Annotated in this window: 14 protein-coding genes and 2 riboswitches; of the genes, 2 read left to right on the forward strand and 12 right to left on the reverse strand. The window is 47.0% G+C overall.

The features are described from left to right. Positions 1-47: 47 nt before the first annotated feature. On the reverse strand, positions 48-1,019 hold the full coding sequence (locus tag ISALK_RS07605; protein WP_160720842.1) for a sensor domain-containing diguanylate cyclase: 972 nt from the start codon (positions 1,017-1,019) through the stop codon (positions 48-50). Positions 1,020-1,855: 836 nt separating this feature from the next. Then, positions 1,856-3,145: a uracil-xanthine permease family protein gene (locus ISALK_RS07610; RefSeq protein ID WP_160720844.1), complete on the reverse strand. Its 1,290-nt coding sequence runs from the start codon at positions 3,143-3,145 to the stop codon at positions 1,856-1,858. Between the two features lie 84 nt (positions 3,146-3,229). Between ISALK_RS07610 and ISALK_RS07615 the strand changes: the two genes are divergently transcribed. After that, positions 3,230-3,856, forward strand: a complete 627-nt coding sequence (locus ISALK_RS07615) for a hypothetical protein (protein ID WP_160720846.1) — start codon at positions 3,230-3,232, stop codon at positions 3,854-3,856. 109 nt (positions 3,857-3,965) lie between these two features. Here ISALK_RS07615 and ISALK_RS07620 read toward each other — a convergent pair whose 3' ends face one another. Next, positions 3,966-5,246, reverse strand: a complete 1,281-nt coding sequence (locus ISALK_RS07620) for a transglutaminase-like domain-containing protein (RefSeq protein WP_160720848.1) — start codon at positions 5,244-5,246, stop codon at positions 3,966-3,968. 13 nt (positions 5,247-5,259) lie between these two features. Further along, positions 5,260-5,333, reverse strand: a riboswitch (cyclic di-GMP riboswitch). 39 nt (positions 5,334-5,372) lie between these two features. Then, a riboswitch (cyclic di-GMP riboswitch) is annotated at positions 5,373-5,446 on the reverse strand. 455 nt (positions 5,447-5,901) lie between these two features. Between ISALK_RS07620 and ISALK_RS07625 the strand changes: the two genes are divergently transcribed. After that, entirely contained in the window at positions 5,902-7,083 is a 1,182-nt protein-coding gene (locus ISALK_RS07625; protein ID WP_160720850.1) for a GGDEF domain-containing protein, read from the forward strand. Here ISALK_RS07625 and ISALK_RS07630 read toward each other — a convergent pair. The 9 genes from ISALK_RS07630 to ISALK_RS07670 form a co-directional block, all read right to left on the reverse strand. Continuing rightward, the gene (locus tag ISALK_RS07630) at positions 7,052-7,999 is read right to left on the reverse strand and encodes a YbgA family protein (protein ID WP_245394412.1); all 948 of its coding nucleotides are present in this window, start codon (positions 7,997-7,999) and stop codon (positions 7,052-7,054) included. The two genes, ISALK_RS07625 and ISALK_RS07630, sit on opposite strands and share 32 nt — an antisense overlap. Further along, complete coding sequence (gene mtnK, locus ISALK_RS07635; RefSeq protein ID WP_160720854.1) at positions 7,986-9,272, reverse strand: S-methyl-5-thioribose kinase; 1,287 nt, start codon at positions 9,270-9,272, stop codon at positions 7,986-7,988. The genes ISALK_RS07630 and mtnK overlap by 14 nt, the downstream gene beginning before the upstream one ends. Positions 9,273-9,574: 302 nt before the next feature. After that, positions 9,575-10,627 carry an S-methyl-5-thioribose-1-phosphate isomerase gene (locus tag ISALK_RS07640; protein ID WP_160720856.1) on the reverse strand — a complete coding sequence of 351 codons (1,053 nt, stop codon included), beginning with the start codon at positions 10,625-10,627 and terminating at the stop codon, positions 9,575-9,577. Further along, positions 10,624-11,283 carry an L-fuculose-phosphate aldolase gene (locus ISALK_RS07645; RefSeq protein WP_160720858.1) on the reverse strand — a complete coding sequence of 220 codons (660 nt, stop codon included), beginning with the start codon at positions 11,281-11,283 and terminating at the stop codon, positions 10,624-10,626. Before ISALK_RS07645 ends, ISALK_RS07640 begins: the two co-directional genes overlap by 4 nt. Positions 11,284-11,470: 187 nt before the next feature. After that, complete coding sequence (gene pdo / locus ISALK_RS07650) at positions 11,471-12,115, reverse strand: protein disulfide oxidoreductase (protein WP_160720860.1); 645 nt, start codon at positions 12,113-12,115, stop codon at positions 11,471-11,473. Positions 12,116-12,435: 320 nt separating this feature from the next. Next, the gene (locus tag ISALK_RS07655; protein WP_160720862.1) at positions 12,436-13,437 is read right to left on the reverse strand and encodes an NAD(P)/FAD-dependent oxidoreductase; all 1,002 of its coding nucleotides are present in this window, start codon (positions 13,435-13,437) and stop codon (positions 12,436-12,438) included. A gap of 75 nt (positions 13,438-13,512) precedes the next feature. Next, on the reverse strand, positions 13,513-14,364 hold the full coding sequence (locus ISALK_RS07660; protein ID WP_160720864.1) for a transposase: 852 nt from the start codon (positions 14,362-14,364) through the stop codon (positions 13,513-13,515). A gap of 428 nt (positions 14,365-14,792) precedes the next feature. Continuing rightward, positions 14,793-16,370: a murein biosynthesis integral membrane protein MurJ gene (gene murJ / locus ISALK_RS07665; protein WP_160720866.1), complete on the reverse strand. Its 1,578-nt coding sequence runs from the start codon at positions 16,368-16,370 to the stop codon at positions 14,793-14,795. A 96-nt stretch (positions 16,371-16,466) separates the two neighbouring features. Continuing rightward, positions 16,467-18,728 (reverse strand): ABC-F family ATP-binding cassette domain-containing protein, encoded by a 2,262-nt coding sequence (locus tag ISALK_RS07670; protein WP_160720868.1) that lies wholly within the window; start codon positions 18,726-18,728, stop codon positions 16,467-16,469. Between the last annotated feature and the right edge of the window lie 53 nt (positions 18,729-18,781).

Consider the following 18,781-nt stretch of genomic DNA (forward strand, 5'->3'; position numbering starts at 1 on the left):
CCTCCTTGGGTCTTCTGCTTATGTTGAAACCTCAATCGTATATCCCGCTACACCGCTTTTTTTCGTTCGCTTTTTCTCCGGTACATGTTTCGGTCTGCCTTTTCCATCGCTTCCTCAATGCTTCCTACAGGATCCATTACGGTATGGGAGCCCAAGGAAATCCCGCAGTTTACACCCTTTTTTCCCAGGGAGGCGGCTTCCTTTTCAATGCGCGCCATTACGATTTCCACTTCCTTTTCCTGGGTTTTCGGCAACAGCATCACAAACTCATCCCCGCCTATTCGGCATACCAAATCTCCCTTGCGGCAATTGTTTTTTAGCACCCTGCCCACGACTCCTAAAATCCAGTCTCCCCGTAGATGGCCATAGTTATCATTGATTTTTTTCAGATCATCGATATCCCCCACAATAATACTTAAGGGATAGTTTTCCTTTTCCAGATACTTAGGCACCTGTTCTTCGAAATATCCTCTATTATAAAGCCCCGTTAATACGTCTTTAAACCGAAGGCTCCTTAGGCGATTTTCCGTTCGTTTTCGCTCGGTGATATCCTGGCAGCTGATCACGGCTCCGGTGCTTTCTCCCTTTCCATCGTAGAGATGCTTTACTTGGGCGGAAAGATATACGTAGTAACCATCCTTATGTAAAAAACGCCCTTCAATTTTTCGGTGATCTTCCCTGCCCTGCTGAAACCTTTTTAATACCGTATCTTTATCCTCCGGATGTATATAGTCTAAAATGGCTTTTCCCTTAATTTCCTGATCTCTGTAGCCCAAAAACCGGGTGATGGAGGGGGTGATATATTGAACCTTCCCCTTTTCATCCAGTATCAAAATCAAGTCCATTACATTTTCCGCAATGGTTTTCATCCAGCGAATCTCCTGATTCTCCTGTCCCCTTCGCAGATGATTTCGTTCAAACCTGTAGGCCAAAATAACGATAAACACCCCTGTCATAACAACGATCATAAACCACTGTAAATCCCGATTCCCTAAAGATACACTTACGATTTCCCCCATTGGTCTCCTCCTAACATAAACTTATTTTTATGTCGAAATTCAAACCATCCCCCGGTTGTTTTGCTTTTTATTCCCTTAATAAAGTTTTATCAGTTGTTTATTACCGACTGTCAAACGCCTAGTGCAACTGTATACTGCAAACTGTATGCTGCCAGCCCTCTAATGCCAGCCCTCTAATGCCAGCCGCCTAATGCCAGCCGTCATCCGTCTATCATACTAGCCAAGAGGGCTCCCTTCTCAAACGTTAAAGCGTTTAGGCGGGAGTCTTCATTCCTGCCTTTACTCCTAGCGCCGTCCTCCTTTATAGAGTATAGGTCTAAAGTCACATTTTCTCTATTATATCATAGGAAACTCCTAACAAGTAGTGCTTCATCCTATTTTTTTGATTATTTTTCCCATTTCCCGGATCCCTTTCCCTAGGACGGGTTCTAGGCAACGTATTGAGCGCCCTCTCCTTCAGAAAAAAATCTTATTTCGAAGACAGTATAAAAAAGAAAAGAGGACACGCTATTGATGCTCGTGTCCTCCTGTTTTCGGTTTTCATTGTATTTCGTTTTGCCTATATATTGGTTTTCATTGCATTTCGTTTTTCATTGCATTTCAGTTTTTTATAGCATTTCAGTTTTTTATAGCATTTGGTTTTTTTATAGCATTTGGGTTTTCATCGGGACATAGTTTCTTCGTCCCTTAACTCCGTTTTTAGGGATTCCCAACTTAAAGATGACAAAAAATCCGTCCCGCTGTCATACAAGATGACAAAAAATCCGTCCCGCTGTCATACAAGATGACAAAAAGTCCGTCCCGCTGTCATCTTCCCGCTGTCATCCGGTGTCCGCTTACTCTGTGGCGCTGTTGGCGGTTGGGGCTTCCCCTCGGTTTAAGACGGCGTTTAAAGCGACGCCTAGGATGGCGGCCAGGCTCAGACCGGTGATTTGCACCCCTTCGGTTACTGGGATGCCGATTACGATTCCCGTGTAGGTTTCAAGGTAGCTGGTTCCAAGGCCTAATAGTAGGATGCTGGCAATGACCACAAGGTTTTTCTTTTGAAAGGCCACGTCTTTATTTTTCTTTAAGGTTTTTACTCCGACCAAGGCGATCATGCTGAAGAGCATCAGACTGATGCCTCCCATTACCGCTACAGGGATGGAGGTCAGTACGCCGCCGACTTTGGCTACAAATCCTAGAATGATGGCGAAGACTGCGGCGATTCGAAGCACCGCCGGGTCGTAGTTTTTGGTGATGGCCAATACGCCGGTGTTCTCACCATAGGTGGTGTTCGCCGGTCCGCCGATCATGCTTGCGAACAAGGTGGCGATGCCGTCTCCCAGTAAGGTCCGGTTCAGTCCCGGATCTTTGATGAAGTTCTTACCCACCACTTCTCCGTTGGTGGTGATGTCTCCGATGTGCTCCATAAATACCGCCAGTACCACCGGTGCGATAATCAGTATGGCGCCGATGTCAAACTTCGGTGCTCTGAAGTTGGGCATTTGTAAAAGACTTGCTTCCGTGATTACGGCGGTATCCACGGCGCCCCAGGCTAAGGCTACAATGTATCCTGTAGCTACGGCGATTAAAATCGATAATTGCTTGGAGAATCCTTTTCCGAACTTCGTTACCACCAAGGCGGTTCCTAAGGTCAGGGCCGCCAGGCTGAGGCCTGCGGAGGCCATATCGATGGCCACGGGAATTAAGCTCAGGCCGATGACAATGATCATCGGTCCCACCACCTGGGCCGGTAGGTATTTTCGAATTCTTCCGATGCCGATTTTTTTAATCAGCAGGGACAGGATCACGTAAATGCCTCCCGCCACCATCAGCCCTCCCTGGGCATAGGCTAAATCTCCATAGGTGCTTGCCACATAAAGGATCACGGGGATGAAGGCGAAAGAAGACCCTAAAAAAACCGGTACCTTTCCCTTTGTTACCAAATGAAATAACAAAGTTCCTGATCCAGCTGCGATAAGTGCTACTGACGGGTCAAATCCGGTAATCATGGGAACTAAAATCGTTGCTCCGAACATTGCAATTAAATGCTGCAGTCCTAAAATCACCCGTTTCATATTCTGTTGTATGGTGCTTTGCTCTTTTGATACTTCCATCTTTTTTGCTAACGTACTTTCTGACATAAAAAAACCTCCTTTGTATGTTGTATACAAGGAGAAGTCCTGTTGCTCTTCTCCTTTTCCGGCCTCTCGGGACCGATTTAAAAGGTGAACAAGATATTCACTTTTTTACTTCTATTTATACTAACACAGAAAAAGACCCTGCACAACAAAAATTTTTCCGTCAGGATCTGCCGGAGAAAATTCGGCGCAAAGGCCCTGCGCCAAAAGCTCCCGCAGAAAAACACCCGCGGAAAAGCTCTCGCAGAAAAGCTCCCGCCAAAACCACCCGCGGAAAACCACCACACCAAAGCCTGCGCTGCCTTCCTCCTGGAGACGCTCCCATGCAAAAAGCCCCCGGGGGTTTTCCGGAGGCCTCTGCTATGTCTTATTGCAATAAGGAGGCTTGGATCCAAAAGCCCTTTGCTAAGGGATGGATCCTCGCCCCAAAACACTATGTCGATTTTAGGGTGTTCATCAGGTGTTCAGTTTTCTGCAGGTGTTCAGTCTTCTGCAGGTGTTCAGTTTTCTACAGGTGTTCAGTCTTCTACAAGTGTTCAGTTTTCTGCAGGTGTTCAGTTTTCTACAGGTGTTCAGTTTTCTACAGGTGTTCAGTTTTCTACAAGTGTTCAGTTTTCTGCAGGTGTTCAGTTTTCTACAGGTGTTCAGTTTTCTATGAGTAAACAGGCTCGGTTGCCTTGGATTATCTTCATTATTATTACCGTTGGATTATAATCGTTGTACTAAAACAATTAGACTATAACCGTTGGCGTAAAGCCGTTGTACTAATACCATTGTACTAAAACAATTGGAGTACAACCGATGCACCAATACAATTGCAGGCTTACAATCTATGGGTTACAGAAAAACCATCGGAACCTTTGATCATATCCACGGCTTGTCCCTGCTGTACATGGGAAGCGTCGTGGGTGGTGTCGATGATTACCCAGCGACCTTCATCGGCCAAATACACTTCGTTCCAGGCATGGTATACTTCTCCATTGCCCACGGCATCAGAGTATCCCTTGACCATTCGGATGGGAATCCCCCGACTTCGAAGCATGGCTGCAAATAAGGATGCATAGTCGTAGCAAATTCCTTTTTGGTTCCGGAAGGTCTCATTGATATCCGGCAAGTAAAAAGTGTTTAACTGATCCACTTTATCATGGTCGTAGGTTACGTTTTGCACCATATAATCATACACCGCCCGTACTTTCTCCCGATCGGAAGACTTGCCTGCGGTTAAACGGGCCGCTTCCTGAATTGCGGGATCCGAGGTGCTCCAGTTGATCTCCTGAATGGAGTTGAGGTATACGGCGTGCTTTTGTTGACTTTTCAGAGTTACTTCCTTACGGTGCAGTTCCCGGTAGCTGTTGCCCTCCGTATTTTCCATGATCCGCACCAGATAGGTTCCGTCTCCCCGTTCCAGGGGATACGTAGCGACGGCATCGGCGTTTTTTGTTCCGTCATGCAGATTGTAGGCCGACCGTTCTCCGCCTTTTTCAACCAGTACCCGCAGGCGCTTTTCAGAAGCCCCGGGATAAACCACGGTTACAGCCCCTTCATCATTATGATGGATCCCTACCCGGTCCACACTGTAGGAGGGGACGTTGGGAGATCTGGGCGGTGTTACGGCTACGGTTTCAATTTCCTCCGCCGCTTCGTCATTGCTCTCACTTTTGTTTTCTTCCTTGGTTTCAGACCCACTCAAATTTTTCGATTCGGAAGAACTTGAGGCACTGTCCTCCGAAGAATCCTCGCCGGAGCCGTCAGCGGAAGTATCAGTTCCTTCAGCAACTTCACCTTCAGCGCTACCTGGGTCTTCCTTCCTTTCCTCTTGTTCTTTATCTGATTCACCATCTGATTTATTCTCTAATTGAGCCGCTTCATCTTCCCGACTTTCCTTTTCAGCCTTTGAATCGTTGATAATATGCCAATTCCCCTGGTCATCCTTCAACAGGGTTCTGTTATCAAAATGAGGAAGGCTTCGGATTTCATTGGCCCCTCGCTGGATTACTCCCTCCGGAGAATTTTCTTCTATTAATTCCTCTTCGCTGTTTGCAAACAGGAAAGAGGTGGTGGTCAGCAGTGCCCCTATGGTCATTATAATCAGTAATTTTTTCAAAACCTACTCCTCCTTTGGTAGCTGGCTGCCTTCTCAGACCCTATAGCTTTGCGTCCCAATATTCCTATTGGTTTGCCTTTATCAGCGAAAAGTATTCGGGGTTTATCCCAACAAAAAAACCGGTCGTTCGGTAGCTGGCTGCCTCCTTAGGCCCTATAGCTTTGCGTCCCAAGATTTCCCTTGGTTTGCTTTTATCGTGAACAGTTGCTCTTTTCACATATTAAATCAGCAAATAATTATTCTTCTTTATATTATGTAAATCGATTATATCATATTATCAGAAAAATGAAAGGGGGTTTTATGAATTCCTTTATCCCTTCAACTCTTCAAACCCTTGATAACCCAAATTTGTAGGTTTAATTGCCCAGTCGGTTGTATCCAAAACTCTGGGTATTCTTCCTGGAAAAGGGAACCTAATGATTTTCGATCCATGGGTTCCGGCGCCTTAAAAATCGGATTTCCCAATATCTGTTTTGATTCATTGTCAGAATTGAAGTATAATGTGTTTCAGCACACGAAGTATAGTATGTTTCAGCACACAAGGAAGAATATTGAAAAAAACCGACTTTCATAATTCTTATAACATCGGCAATCCTATGAGCTTGGTAGGATTCCCCTTAAACAGCTCCGGTTTGAATCGAAAGGATGGTTTGCAATGGATTTATCTATCTATGAAAAAAAATGGACCCGACGGATGCTCAACTATCTTTGGGTGGCGGTTACCATGGCGATTTTCTCTCCTGTTGTCAATATTTTCTTTACGGAATTTCAGCGTTCCTATTACCTGGTTTATCGAGTAGCCCTTCCCGCAGCGGTGACCCTTTCCATGATGCTCTTCGCCGAATTTCTGGTGGCAAAGCTTCCGAAATATAAGGACTATATTTTGATTTTACATACCCTGCTGATCTCCATAAGCTTAATGCTGATTCACGATACCATTCCCATGGTCCTTTTAAGCCTTTTTCTAATGCCCATATTCATGGCCGCCATCACCTTTCACCGGCAAAAAATTACCTTTGCCCTGATCATCAGTTTATGCGCCTTCATCGCATTTTTGCTATGGTATCCTCCCTATGGGGACTTTACCCAAATTATGATCATCAACTTTCTCTTTCTCATCTGCTCCGTGTATTATTTAAGCATTCAGATCACCGCCAAGGGAAAGGAAATTATTCAAAAGCTGGAGGCCTCCCTGGAAAATGAAAAGGATTTATTCATGAAAAATGTGGTCATGGAGAAAATGTCGAAGATTGATCTCCCCACGGATCTTTACAATCATAAGACCTTCCATGAATACCTGCATCCCCTGTTGGAACAGCTGGAAAACCAGGAATTCCCTCTGTACCTGGCCCTTTTGGACCTGGACGATTTTAAATCCGTAAACGACACCTACGGCCATTCCACCGGGGACCGGGTGATCCAACAGACAGCAACCCTCATTAAAGAACACCTGGGCAGCGATGATTTCGGTGCCCGCTACGGCGGGGAAGAGTTCGGAATCATCTTCACCGACAAGGAGCCGGCGGAAGTCTACCAACTGTTGGAGAGCCTGCGGACTTCCATGGCCGATCACGGTTTTCCCGATATGGAGCATACATCCGTAACCCTCAGTGTGGGCCTTGCCGAGGCGGTCCCCGGCGAGGATAAAGACACCCTGTTTCAGCGGGCGGACCGGTACCTCTACGAGGCTAAACAGCAGGGGAAAAACCGGATTTCCACAGGGACTTCCACCGGGACTGCCGCCGGGACTTCCACCGAAACTTCAACCGATACTTCCGATGAAACTGCCGCCGAAACTTCCGACACTACACCTTGTTCCGTAACATCAGCTCCTTAGGATGGGGGTTTAAGTACCGCTGTTTTTTCAAATAGGTCTTATCGTATTTGTTGATAAAATGATTCAATAGCGTCATGGGCACAATCAGGGGTACCTGTTTCTCATGATACCGGTCCACCAAACCTAATACCTCTTGCTTTTCCCAGGCACTGATATCCTCTTTAAAGTATCCCAGAATATGATGCAGTACATTGGTGTTTTTCTTCACCGTAGCATGAAAGGTCAGAGCTTCCAGGAATAGCTCCTCGAATTTTGAAAACAGCTCTTCCCTGGGAAGATCTCCCGCCTGGGCCGTAAGTTTTCCCAGACTTCGGTAATGCTCCACACTGTGGGCCATCAACAACAGTTTTTCCCGGGTATGAAACTCCACTAAATCTCCTAGAGAGGGCTCCCCGGCTAAAAATTCCTTCCAACGATGATGGGCGAAAACCCGAACAATAAAGTTCTCCCGAAGATGGGGGTCGTTCAGTCTCCCTTCTTCCTCCACGGGAATGTTGGGGAAATGCTTCACAAAAGCTCCGGCAAAAAGACCGGACCCCTTTTTTTCCCCAACGCCCTTATCATTGTAGACTTTTACCCGGTATAACCCGGAACTGGGAGAATCCTTTTTAAAGATAAAACCGTGAAGATTTTCCTCTTCCAGTTTTTCCAGTTTATTCTTCGTATATTCCAGCATACGCTCGGTATGGTCCATATGAGTTTTGTTGGTCACCAATCGGGGGTTTTCTACATCCCCAACCAGTCGCATGGCCTCCCGGGGCGTGGGCAGTCCGCACTCCACCTCGGGGCACACGGGAACATAATCAAAATACTCCCCTAACACGTCCCGTACAAATCGATCCAGCTTATGCTGTCCGTCGTATCGTACCTCCTGGCCAAGCAAACAGGTGCTTACTCCTACCTTAATTTGTGTCATCAGCATTTTCCTCCATTTTTTCAGTATCGTAAATCGCTTTTTCAAAACCTTCGATAAGATCCCGACCGTCTTTAAAGCTCTTTCCCTCTTTCACAAATTCTTTCCCGGTAAGAATCAATACCCGTTCCACTTTCACTCTTTTCTCAAGATCCTTGATGTTTTCTATGTCCTCCACCTTGGCGTCTCCCACGATCCTTCGAATAATTTCCAGTCCCGCCATAGCCATGCTTTCCCCGAGAATTCGGTCCAAATACCAATCCCGATAAGCCTCTTGTTTATACAAAGAGTCCGTAACCCTGCTTTCGTAGAGCCGTTTCCACTTGTGCACAAATCGATCCACCACCGCCACAATGGTTTGCTCCAACCACACGAGAAAATCCATTTCCCGGGTCAGGTTCTTCTCCTCCTCCAAATTGACCAAGCGATGATAGGCCATGGGAAAAAACAGGTTCCCCAGAAAATTTCCAAGATCGTAGGCGATGGGACCATAAAAAGCAAACTCCGCATCCAGCACTCGGGTGGATTCCTCGGTAACAAAGATCGACCCCGTATGAAGATCCCCATGAATCAACGCTTCTCCCCGATTCATAAAAATCTCTTTCAACTTTCCCGCTTCCAAATGGAGATCCCGGTCTTTATAGAGCTCCCGTTCCACAAATTCCATGTTTTCGGGAAGCACCACATTTCGCCCCTTATAATCCGTAAAGGGCTCTGTGAATACCAAATCCTCGGTGATATCGCACATGTCCGGGTTCACAAACTCCCGTTGGCTTTTCTTTTTCTCCTTGGGGTCCATGGCCAGATCCGATGTCAACAGCGTGTTACGAGCAATAAAAGTGGTGATGTCCTCCGACAGTTGAGGGTACACCTTCGCCGCCAGAAGGCCCTTTCGAAGATTTTCGTGGTCATAAAGATCCTCCATGGCAATAAGGGACATTACAGGATCGAACTGATACACCCTGGGAGAAAGGCCGATGCTCCGCTTATCATAACCCATTAAGGCCTTGGCCTCAATCTCGGTTCGCCGGATATCCAGAGGTCTTCCGGAGCTTCTCAGGAGACTGTCCCCCTGTTTTAAAATAATGGATCTCTTCTCCTCCCCTCCCTCTTCCCAGACCCGAAACACATAGTTGATATTGCCGTCTCCGATTTCTTCTCCCTTTAACTTAGCATCCTTCGAAAAAAAATCCAGCACCTCCCGGGTATAGGCTACCGCCCCCTCCAGGTCCAATCGAAAGTGCTGATCATACTTGTTTTCCCTTGACTCTGCCATATATCTCTCCCCCTTGTTTCCATGGTTTATTGTCTTGTTGTAATGGTTTATTTTCTTGTTATCATTGTTTTTTGTCTTGTTGTAATGGTTTATTTTCTTCCGGAACCTAATTATCCAGGTTGTACCGACTATCGATCACATAAAAGATTATTGATTCACATAAGAGACTATTGATTCACATAACAGACTATTGATCCACATAAGAGACTATTGATCCACATAAGAGACTATTGATCCACATAAGAGACTATTGATCCACATAACAGACTATTGGTCCGTCTGCAGGGATGCCGTTGCATCCCTTAATAATATCCCGCTTCTCCCTGCTTAAAATAATCCCTGATATTATAGGGGGTGTAGATACCCCGATCGGTTACTACAGCGGAAACATAGGCCGGAGGAGTGATATCAAAAGCCGGGTAATAGCCCTTAACCCCCTCCAAGGTGGTTTTCACCCTTTGAAATTCCAGAACCTCTTTGGGATTTCGCTGCTCAATGACCAGATCCTCAGTGGAGGTCTTCCCCTGATCGGGAATGCCCGTGACGTAATAGGGGATCCCGAAATGCTTTGCCACAAGGGCCATCTGCATGGTTCCCACCTTGTTTACCACATGACCGTCGAGCACAATAGAGTCCGCCGCTGAAGTAAACACATCGATCTTTTTTTCCTTCATGGTAACCCCCGCCATATTATCGCTGATTACCGTAACGGGATATCCCTGATCCTGAATCACACTGGCGGTAAGTCTCGCCCCTTGCAGGTAGGGCCTGGTTTCCGGACAGTAAAACTCCAGATTCAGCCCTCGCCTCTTGGCTATGCGAAGCATCATTCCCACGATGGTTTCTCCGAAGCATTGGGTCATGATTTTCCCATCTTCGGGAAAGAGATCCACTAAATGCTCCGCCACTTCTTCCATTTTGCTGTACCTTCGGTTTAAGGACTCCAAGGTATGATTGAAAATCATCTCATCCGGGGCCCCGCCCCAGCGAAAACCCTCCTCCGCCGCCTCAATGCAGCCTCTTACCACCAGACGCATTCGATTGGCCGTGGTAGGCCGGGCGTTGGCCAGAGTTTCCCCGGCCTTTTCCAGTTGTTCCAGCTGTTTTTCCATGGGCTCGTGTTCCACTTCCTTCGCCGCCAGGGCCATGCCCATACCGGCGGCGGTAAAGGGCCCCGCACTTTGGGTGACCATATCGGCGATGGCCTTTGCCACCTCCTGATGGGTTTTGCAAACCTCGTAGCGAACCACTCGGGGATAGACTCTCCGGTCTAAAATTTTTACCTGTCCCTTTTCATACCAGGCCACATTTTCATACTGCAACAAAAAAGCTAAGTCCCAGTCTTTTCGAATCATAACTTTTCCTCCCCTCCCTGACCATAGCTGCCGAAACGCCAAACCATCTTTTCCATCTCTTCATCGGAGAGCATTCTGGGCTCCCCTAGGGTTTTGGTGCGGTAATATACTTCGGCGCAAAATTCAATTTCCTCCGCCTTGGAAAAGGCACTGTCCAGGGTATTGCCTCCGGTTAGCAGTCCATGGTTGGAAAGCAGTACCGCAAAGCGCTCCTTCATACTTTCATAGGCCTTTTCCGCCAACTCTTCGGTGCCGAAGGTGGCGTAGGGGGCAACGGGAATATTACTGCCTCCCCCTACGGCAACCAGATAATGCATGGCGGGGATCTCCCAGCCTAAGGTGGCCAGGGTGGTGGCGTATACCGAGTGTACATGCACCACCGCCCGGATATCCGTCCGTCTTTGATAAAAGGTTCGATGCATACCGTATTCACTGGAAGGCTTATGCTCCCCTTCCACCACATTTCCCCGAAGATCCATCACCAGAATATCCTCCGGTTGCAAGGAAAAATAATCCATTCCGCTTGGGGTGATAATCATCATTTCTTCCTTTGGAATATATATGCTGATATTGCCTCCGGTACCCTTTGTCAGCCCTGAGGTAATGAGTTTTCTTCCATATTCGACAACCTGTTTTCTTTCCTGTTCATATATCATTTTATCCTCTCCTTTGCACAAGATGACAGCGGGACGAGATGACAGCGGGACGGAGTTTTTGTCATCTTTTCTTCTTCCGTCCCTCTTCATAATATACCCCACATAAGAGGGTTTCAACAAAAAAAAAGACCGAAAACCTTAAAGTCTTCGATCTCTTATTCCCATGAATTGGGAAGTATTTTAATTTTTACTGGGTTTTTTCAATCTCATCCAGGAAGGTATCTAAGGGCTGATTTCCCACGAATTCAAACTCATCATTGATGACCACCTTCGGCACACTGGAGACATTAAATTTATTGGAAACCTCCCCAAAGGTTTGGGCTTCAATCATTTCTGCATCAATATGGGGATTTTCTAGCGCCAGTTTATGGGCTTTTTCCACGGCTCCCGGGCAATGGGGGCAGCTTAGGGTTACAAACACCTTGATATTTACCGGTTTTGTGATTTTGTCCAGCCGCGCTTGCAAGGATTCCGGCAGACTGTCTAAGGCTCCCGATACTTCCATAATACCCTTAATAAAAGAGTTTACTTCATGTCCTGCGGGAATTCCGTTGAATTTTATCCCACGATGTTTTTTCTCCCCATCCAACAGTACAATGCTGGGAGTCAGGGTTATGTCGTATTCCTTCGCCTTGTCTTGATGGGTATCCAGATCATAGGCTTCCAAATGAATTTTTTCCGATAAGGTCTCCATTTCCTGCATGAAACTTTCCGTTTCCTCGCAGGTTTCGCAGGACTCTTTGTGGGTGAAGAGTCCGATGGTTACGTCCTCCTTCATACCTTCGAAAAATCCTGACAGTTGTTCGCGCATTTCATCATTTAATAGTGCCATGGTAAATCGCTCCTTTTTTATATTTATTATTTGTTCTTTCTTATTGTTGACTTTGTTCTTTCTTATTGTTGACTTTGTTCTTTCTTATTGTTGACTGTTCCTTGGTTGGGGGCTTTGTTGCGGCGCTTCGTTAAGGGTGCCTGGTAGCGTTCCCGCTGTTCGCCTCCCTGCTGCGGATGCCGGGTGCAGTTCCTGCTGCGGGCCTTTCTGCTGCAGATGCCGCTACCGTTCCTGATGCCTGTCTTTCTGCTAAGGTTGCCGCTACCGTTCCTGCTACGGACCCTTGTTAGGGCACTGGTACTTCGCTCCCGGCGGCAGACTTACTTCGCCACCACCTGCTGGGGCGCTTCGATTTTTGCATGAGTGTTTAAATAATCGTTTACGGCTAACGCGACTTTTGCTCCATCTCCTGCAGAGGTAATGATCTGCTTATAGGGAATCGTTGTAATATCCCCGGCGGCAAATACTCCTTTTACGTTGGTTCTGCCGTATCCGTCGACGATGATTTCCTTACGATCATTCACTTCTACGTAGTCTTGAAAGGCATCGCTGTTGGGAAGATATCCGATTTCCACGAAAATCCCGTTGGTATTCATGATTCGTTGCTCTCCCGTATTCTTATCCAGCACTTTGATGCCTGTGACCATAGCTTCTCCCAGAATCTCTTCCATTTGGGTATCTAAATGAATATGGATGTTGTCGTAGTTCTTTAACTGATCCACCAACACCTGATCGGCTCTGAATTGGCTTCGGTGAACCAAATCCACCTTTGTGGCGATCTTCGCAAGATCAAGGGCGGATTCTACAGCGGTATTTCCGCCTCCGGCGATGACCACGTCCAGACCTTCAAAGAAGGGACCGTCGCAGATGGCACAGTAGGCCACCCCTTTTCCGGAAAACTCCTGCTCTCCGGGGATTCCCAGCTTTCTCGGTTTCGAACCGGTGGCAAGGACCAGGGTCCGGCTTTGATATACTTCGCCGTTGTTCAAATGAACCTTGTGCAGTTCGCCCTCTTTTGATAATTTTTCCACCCGAACTTCTTTCAGTATGGGGACCTGTAAATTTTGCACATGGCTGATGAATTTATTGACCAGCCCTTCCCCGGTCATACTCTCATACCCCAAATAGTTTTCCACCATGGAGGTATCCATGACCTGTCCACCTAATCGCTCGGTGATGATTCCTACCTTCATACCCTTCCGTTTTGCATAAAGGGCGGTGTTTAGGCCGGCAGGTCCTCCGCCGATGATCAGTGTGTCGTATAGAACCTCTTCTTCCAGTTTTACCTTTGGTTCCTGGGTGATATCCAAATTCAATTCCATAGATTATGGCCTCCTTAAAATTAGTAGTTCGTCGTTCAATCCAACCTATTTTTACTTTTTTATCATCTGTTCCTTTCAACAGTTGGAATCTTGGCTTTTAAGCACCTTGCAGATGCTGGATTCACTCAGTCCGCCAAAAAGACGGCCCAGCTCCTTTAAAGAAAGAGTGGTCTTTTTTCGATAATCCCAAATCTTTTGGTTTCGAAGCTTTTTATCCTTTAAAAATTCCTTTTCCTCAAGATTCAATTTCGAAAGCTCTTTGTATAGGGTTTCTTCAGCCTTTTCATAGGATTCGATACAGCCTAGGCAGTTCTCCTGCTTTTGGAAAGTATCCTGACACCGGAGTACCACATTCAAATCCTCGGTATCAACCAAGGTCGATGCCTTCAGCTTTTCTTCATTGTAAAAACAGTAGCTGTTAAAACCCTGTTTTTCATGCTTTCCCTCTTGGTGAATCTCTTCGAAAACCCCTTTCACCGCCTGATGATCCGAAAGTAGCCTGCTGTAGTATCGGTCCTTAAACAGGGACTCCCGGGACTTTCGATAGAGGGCGTAGGAAATGTTCATGCTTTTCATCACCTGGGAGATATCCGAGCCGTTGGCATCGATCAGCAAGTGATATACCTCCTCCTGCTTAATGCAATAGGCATACACTTTAAATCCGAAGCGCTGCTTCTTATCCTCCAGAATTCCCAGGAAGGCCTGTCGATCCTTTTCATCCCGAAAAAGGGGCACCTCCTTGGAACCTTGCTGGCGAATGTAATAAATCCCATATTCATCTTTTTCCCTGGACTTTCTCGGCATCTTCTCACCACCCTTCATAGATGACAGCGGGACGGAGTTTCTGTCATCCCACTTTGAAATTTCTTCCTGTTTTTCTTTGTATTTTCCGATAACTGTCCTATTTCTTAATTGCATTTTTTTCATATTCTTTGTCTTGATTGCTATAATTCACATTATACACCCTTTGATATAAAATTCAAGTACCGTCCCCGAAGTTTTTATTTTCTGATAACTTTTTCCTTTGATACCCGAAAATCCGTAAATAAAAACGAAAAAAAAGACCTCGGAAAATCGAGATCTTCAACCACTATAGGATATTGCGTTCTTCCCTTCCCATACCTGCTTTTCTTCACCCTCTATCAATGGAGATGATAAAAACTCCGTCCGCTGTCACGCTGTCATTCTTCGCCCTCTATAAAAAAGATGACAAAAACTCCGTCCGCTGTCACGCTGTCATTCTTCGCCCTCTATAAATAAGATGACAAAAACTCCGTCCGCTGTCACGCTGTCATTCTTCGCCCTCTATAAAAAAGATGACAAAGACTCCGTCCCGCTGTCATCCCGCTGTCATCCTATTTTTTGAACACCAGGCCTTTGACCATTTCCACCTCTTCGATGTTAAAGAAGAATAACATCAAAAGGTACACGGCGGCGCCTAGCAGGATGGTCATAAAAAGCATCAGCAGTTCCGGCAGCGGGGCCTGATAGAGCCCCGCTTCGGTAAACCAGCCAGTGCCGAAAATCCAGGCTACGCCAAGGATTGCCCCCGCCATGACCAGGGAGGCGGCGCAGGATTTCCCGGCGCAGAGAAGCATTTTTTTCCCTCCGGGAAAAGCCATCTTCTTTCTCAGCTCTTTCAGCAGCAAATAGGCTCCCAACAGGGAGGCGATGCTGGTTCCCAGGGCTAAGCCCCCGTGACCGAAGAACGGAACGAAGAGCAGGTTCAAGGCAATATTTAAGGCCACAACGTATATTCCGTTTTCCATCGGGGTTTTGGTGTCCTGCAAAGAGTAAAAACCCCGGATCATCATTTCCCGCAGACCGATGCCCACAAATCCGATGGCGTAGAAGCTGAGGGCATAGGCGGTCATTCCTGTGGACCAGGCATCAAACTCCCCCCGCTGAAACAGCACCCGGATCATAGGCTCCGCCAACAACAAAGTCCCCGCCGCAACGGGAATGGTCAAGAGCAGCATCACATTCATACCTTTTAACAGCATTCGGTTGAAAGTAACCGGATTGTTCAAATCCCCTTCCCGGGACAGGATGGGATAGATGATGGTGACAATGGATAAAATGAACACCCCGTACACCAGGGCTTTCACTTTTTCTGCATAGTTCAGCGCGGAGACGCTGCCCGAAATCAGTCCCGAGGCCAGGGCCCGGTCCACCACCACGTTGAATTTACTGACCATGGTTCCTAATATCACCGGACCCACAAAGCGAAAGGTTCTTTTTACGTTTTGATCCCTCAAGGCTTCCGAAATCCCGGTTTTGGGATCATAGCGCCAGCCGATCTTCCTGCCGAAGCCCATAGTCAGTAGCCACTGCAGAACATTGGCTATCACTGCGGTAATCATCAATCCCGTAAGACCGTACTGGTCCCCCATGAAAATCAGAAAGATAAAATAAGGAATGTTAAAGGGAATACCCATCAGTGCGGGGAAAGCAAAACTTTCCTTGCTGTGGATATAGGCGTTAAACACATCGGTGAGCACCACTGCCACCATGCTGGGTAGCCCAATTCGAACCAGTCGAACCGTAAAATCAAACACCTCTTCTTCAAAACCTCCGGCAAAAAGGCTCACCAAAAACGGGGCCGCTACGTAAAAGACCCCGATGGCTCCCAGAGCACCTATAAAAATCAGCAGACTAAAGCGGCTAAGGTAACGGTTTTCTTCCCTGTCGCCTTCTCGTTTTCGTATCCCGGTAAAGATAGGGATCATGCTTTGCCTCAGGGCCAGGGCGATGATGGTGATTAACACCCCGTTGATAGTAAGCGCCATAAAAAAGGCATCAGTTTCTCCCCCCAGGCCGAAGCGAAAACCGATCAGCATTTCCCGTAGGAAACCCATGATTTTGCTAAGACTTGTAAGAACCATTACCAATATCGCTGATTTTGTTGCTTTTTCCAGTCGACTACCCTGCATATTTTTAGCTCCTATCCCCCACCTTCAGTGGTATCTTTCAGTGGCATCTTTCAGTGTTATCTTTCAGTGGCATCTTTCAGTGGCATCTTTCAGCGCTTATTCCTGTCTTTCAATGGTATCCTTTAATTCGTTTAAGTATACCCAGCGTTCCATCTTTTCTTCCAGAGCCTGTTCTTTTTTTGCCTTCATCGCCAATAACTCCTGCAGCTTTTGAAAGTCCTCGGCAGCGTTTTCAATATCCCTTTCAATGGCTTCCAGTTCCTGTTCAATGGCTGAGATATCCTGATCGATGGTTTCAAACTCCCGCTTTTCCTTATAGGAAAACTTCAGTTGATGACTTTTTCCGGCGATGCCATTGCCGGCATTTCCGGCGACGCCTTTTTCTGCCAACGCTTTCCCTTCTTTGGTCCCCGGTTGTTCTTTGGCATGTCTACCGGCTTTCGGGGCCTCTCCCAGGACCGCTCCCACGGCTCCCCGGGCTTTTCGCTCCAGGTAATCGGAGTAGTTTCCCGGGTGCTCATAGATATTATGAGCCTCAAAGGAGAATATTTTATCCACGGTACGATCTAAAAAGTAACGATCATGAGATACGGAGATTACCGCCCCGGGAAACTCTTCCAAATACTCCTCTAAAATACTTAAGGTTTTTATATCCAGATCATTGGTGGGCTCATCGAGAAACAGGACATTCGGTGCCTGCATTAAAATACTCAGCAAGTACAGTCTTCGCTTCTCTCCCCCGGATAACTTTCGAATCAAGGTCCACTGGGCGTCCGGAGGAAACAAGAACCGTTCCAGCATCTGGGATGCGGTAATTTTTTTGCCCTCCTTCGTGGAAATATATTCCCGTTCCCGGCGGATATAATCAATCACCCGAAGATCCTCAGGAAGGGGGTCCATCTCCTGGGCATAAAAGCCGATGTTCACCGTTTCTCCGATCTCCAAAACTCCTTCAAAATCCGTGATTTTGCCGCCGAGAATATTAATCAAGGTGGTTTTTCCGCTACCGTTTTCTCCGATTATGCCGATGCGGTCTTTGGGAAGTACCGTGTAGGAGAAATCTTTAATCAGTGGCGTCTCTATTAATTGATCCTGCTTCTTCTCTTCAGTTCTTTCTGTAGTTCTATTTGCAGCTCTTTTTGCAGTTCTTTCCGAAGTCATTTCTGCGGGGCTGTGCTGCATCTCTTCTCCATCCGCCGCTACGTCGTCCTCTCCTAGCTCTTCTCCAGCCGTCCCTACTGGGTCATGCTTCGCCTTTTCTATGGCCGTCCCTACTGGTTCATGCTTAGCTTTTTCTTTGGCCGTCCCTACTGGATCATGCTTCGCCTTTTCTCCATCCGTCGCTACGCCGTCCTCTCCCAGCTCTTTCCTAGCTTCTTCCATCGGCTCCCAGAAACTTTTCGAGATGTTCTCCCCTTCAATAACCTTCTTTCCCAGCCGGGTGGAGCCTACGGAGATTTCCATTTGACTGTCCTCGCCCCCGTCTTTTTCCTCTTTCAGTTTATCAAAGCGCTGAATTCTCGCCTTTTGTTTGGTCCCCCGGCCCTGAACACCGGCCCGGATCCATTCCAGCTCGCTTTTATACAGACTTTTTTTCTTCTCCAGTTCCCGGGCATTCTTCTCTTCCCTTACGGCTTTTTCTTCGAGGTACCGGGTATAATTCCCTTCATAACTGTAAAGGTTTCCTCCTTCCACCTCCAGGATACGGTTGGCAATTCGGTCCAGAAAGTACCGGTCATGGGTAACCATCACCAAGGTGGTTTGTTTTTCCTTTAAGTAGGCCTCCAGCCAATCGATGATCTCATTGTCCAAGTGATTGGTGGGCTCGTCCAGAATTAACATTTCCGAAGGCTGAATCAGGGCGGAGGCAAGGGCGATCCGCTTTCGCTGGCCCCCGGAGAGATCCCCTACCCGCCGGCTGAAATCTGTAATGCCCAGTCGGGTAAGAATTGCTTTGGCTTCCTTCTCCAAATCCCAGGCATTTTCATCTTCGATTTTCCCGCTGAGTTCGATGATTTTTTCCCCGGAAGGCTCCCCCTTATCCAATTCCTGCTGGTATCGATACAGGAGCTGTATTTTCCGGTCCTCACCATAAAACACCTGCTCTAATACCCGGTGTTCTTCCTTGAATTCCGGGTTTTGAGGCAGATAATGGGTCCGGATATTCCCCCGCTGAATAACCTCTCCGCTGTCGGGAACCTCTTTTTTAGCAATGATTCTAAGAAGGGTGGTCTTTCCCGCCCCGTTGACGCCGATGATCCCGATTTTATCCCCTTGCTGAATCCCCAGATTTACGCCGTCCAGCAATACTCGTTCCGTATAGCTTTTTGTGATGTTTTCCAAACTCATTACATTCATATTTATCAACCTCGACTTTTCTAAATGGTATATTGGATCTGACAGCGGGACGG

The organism is Isachenkonia alkalipeptolytica, assembly GCF_009910325.1.
Lineage (GTDB): Bacteria > Bacillota > Clostridia > Peptostreptococcales > T1SED10-28 > Isachenkonia > Isachenkonia alkalipeptolytica.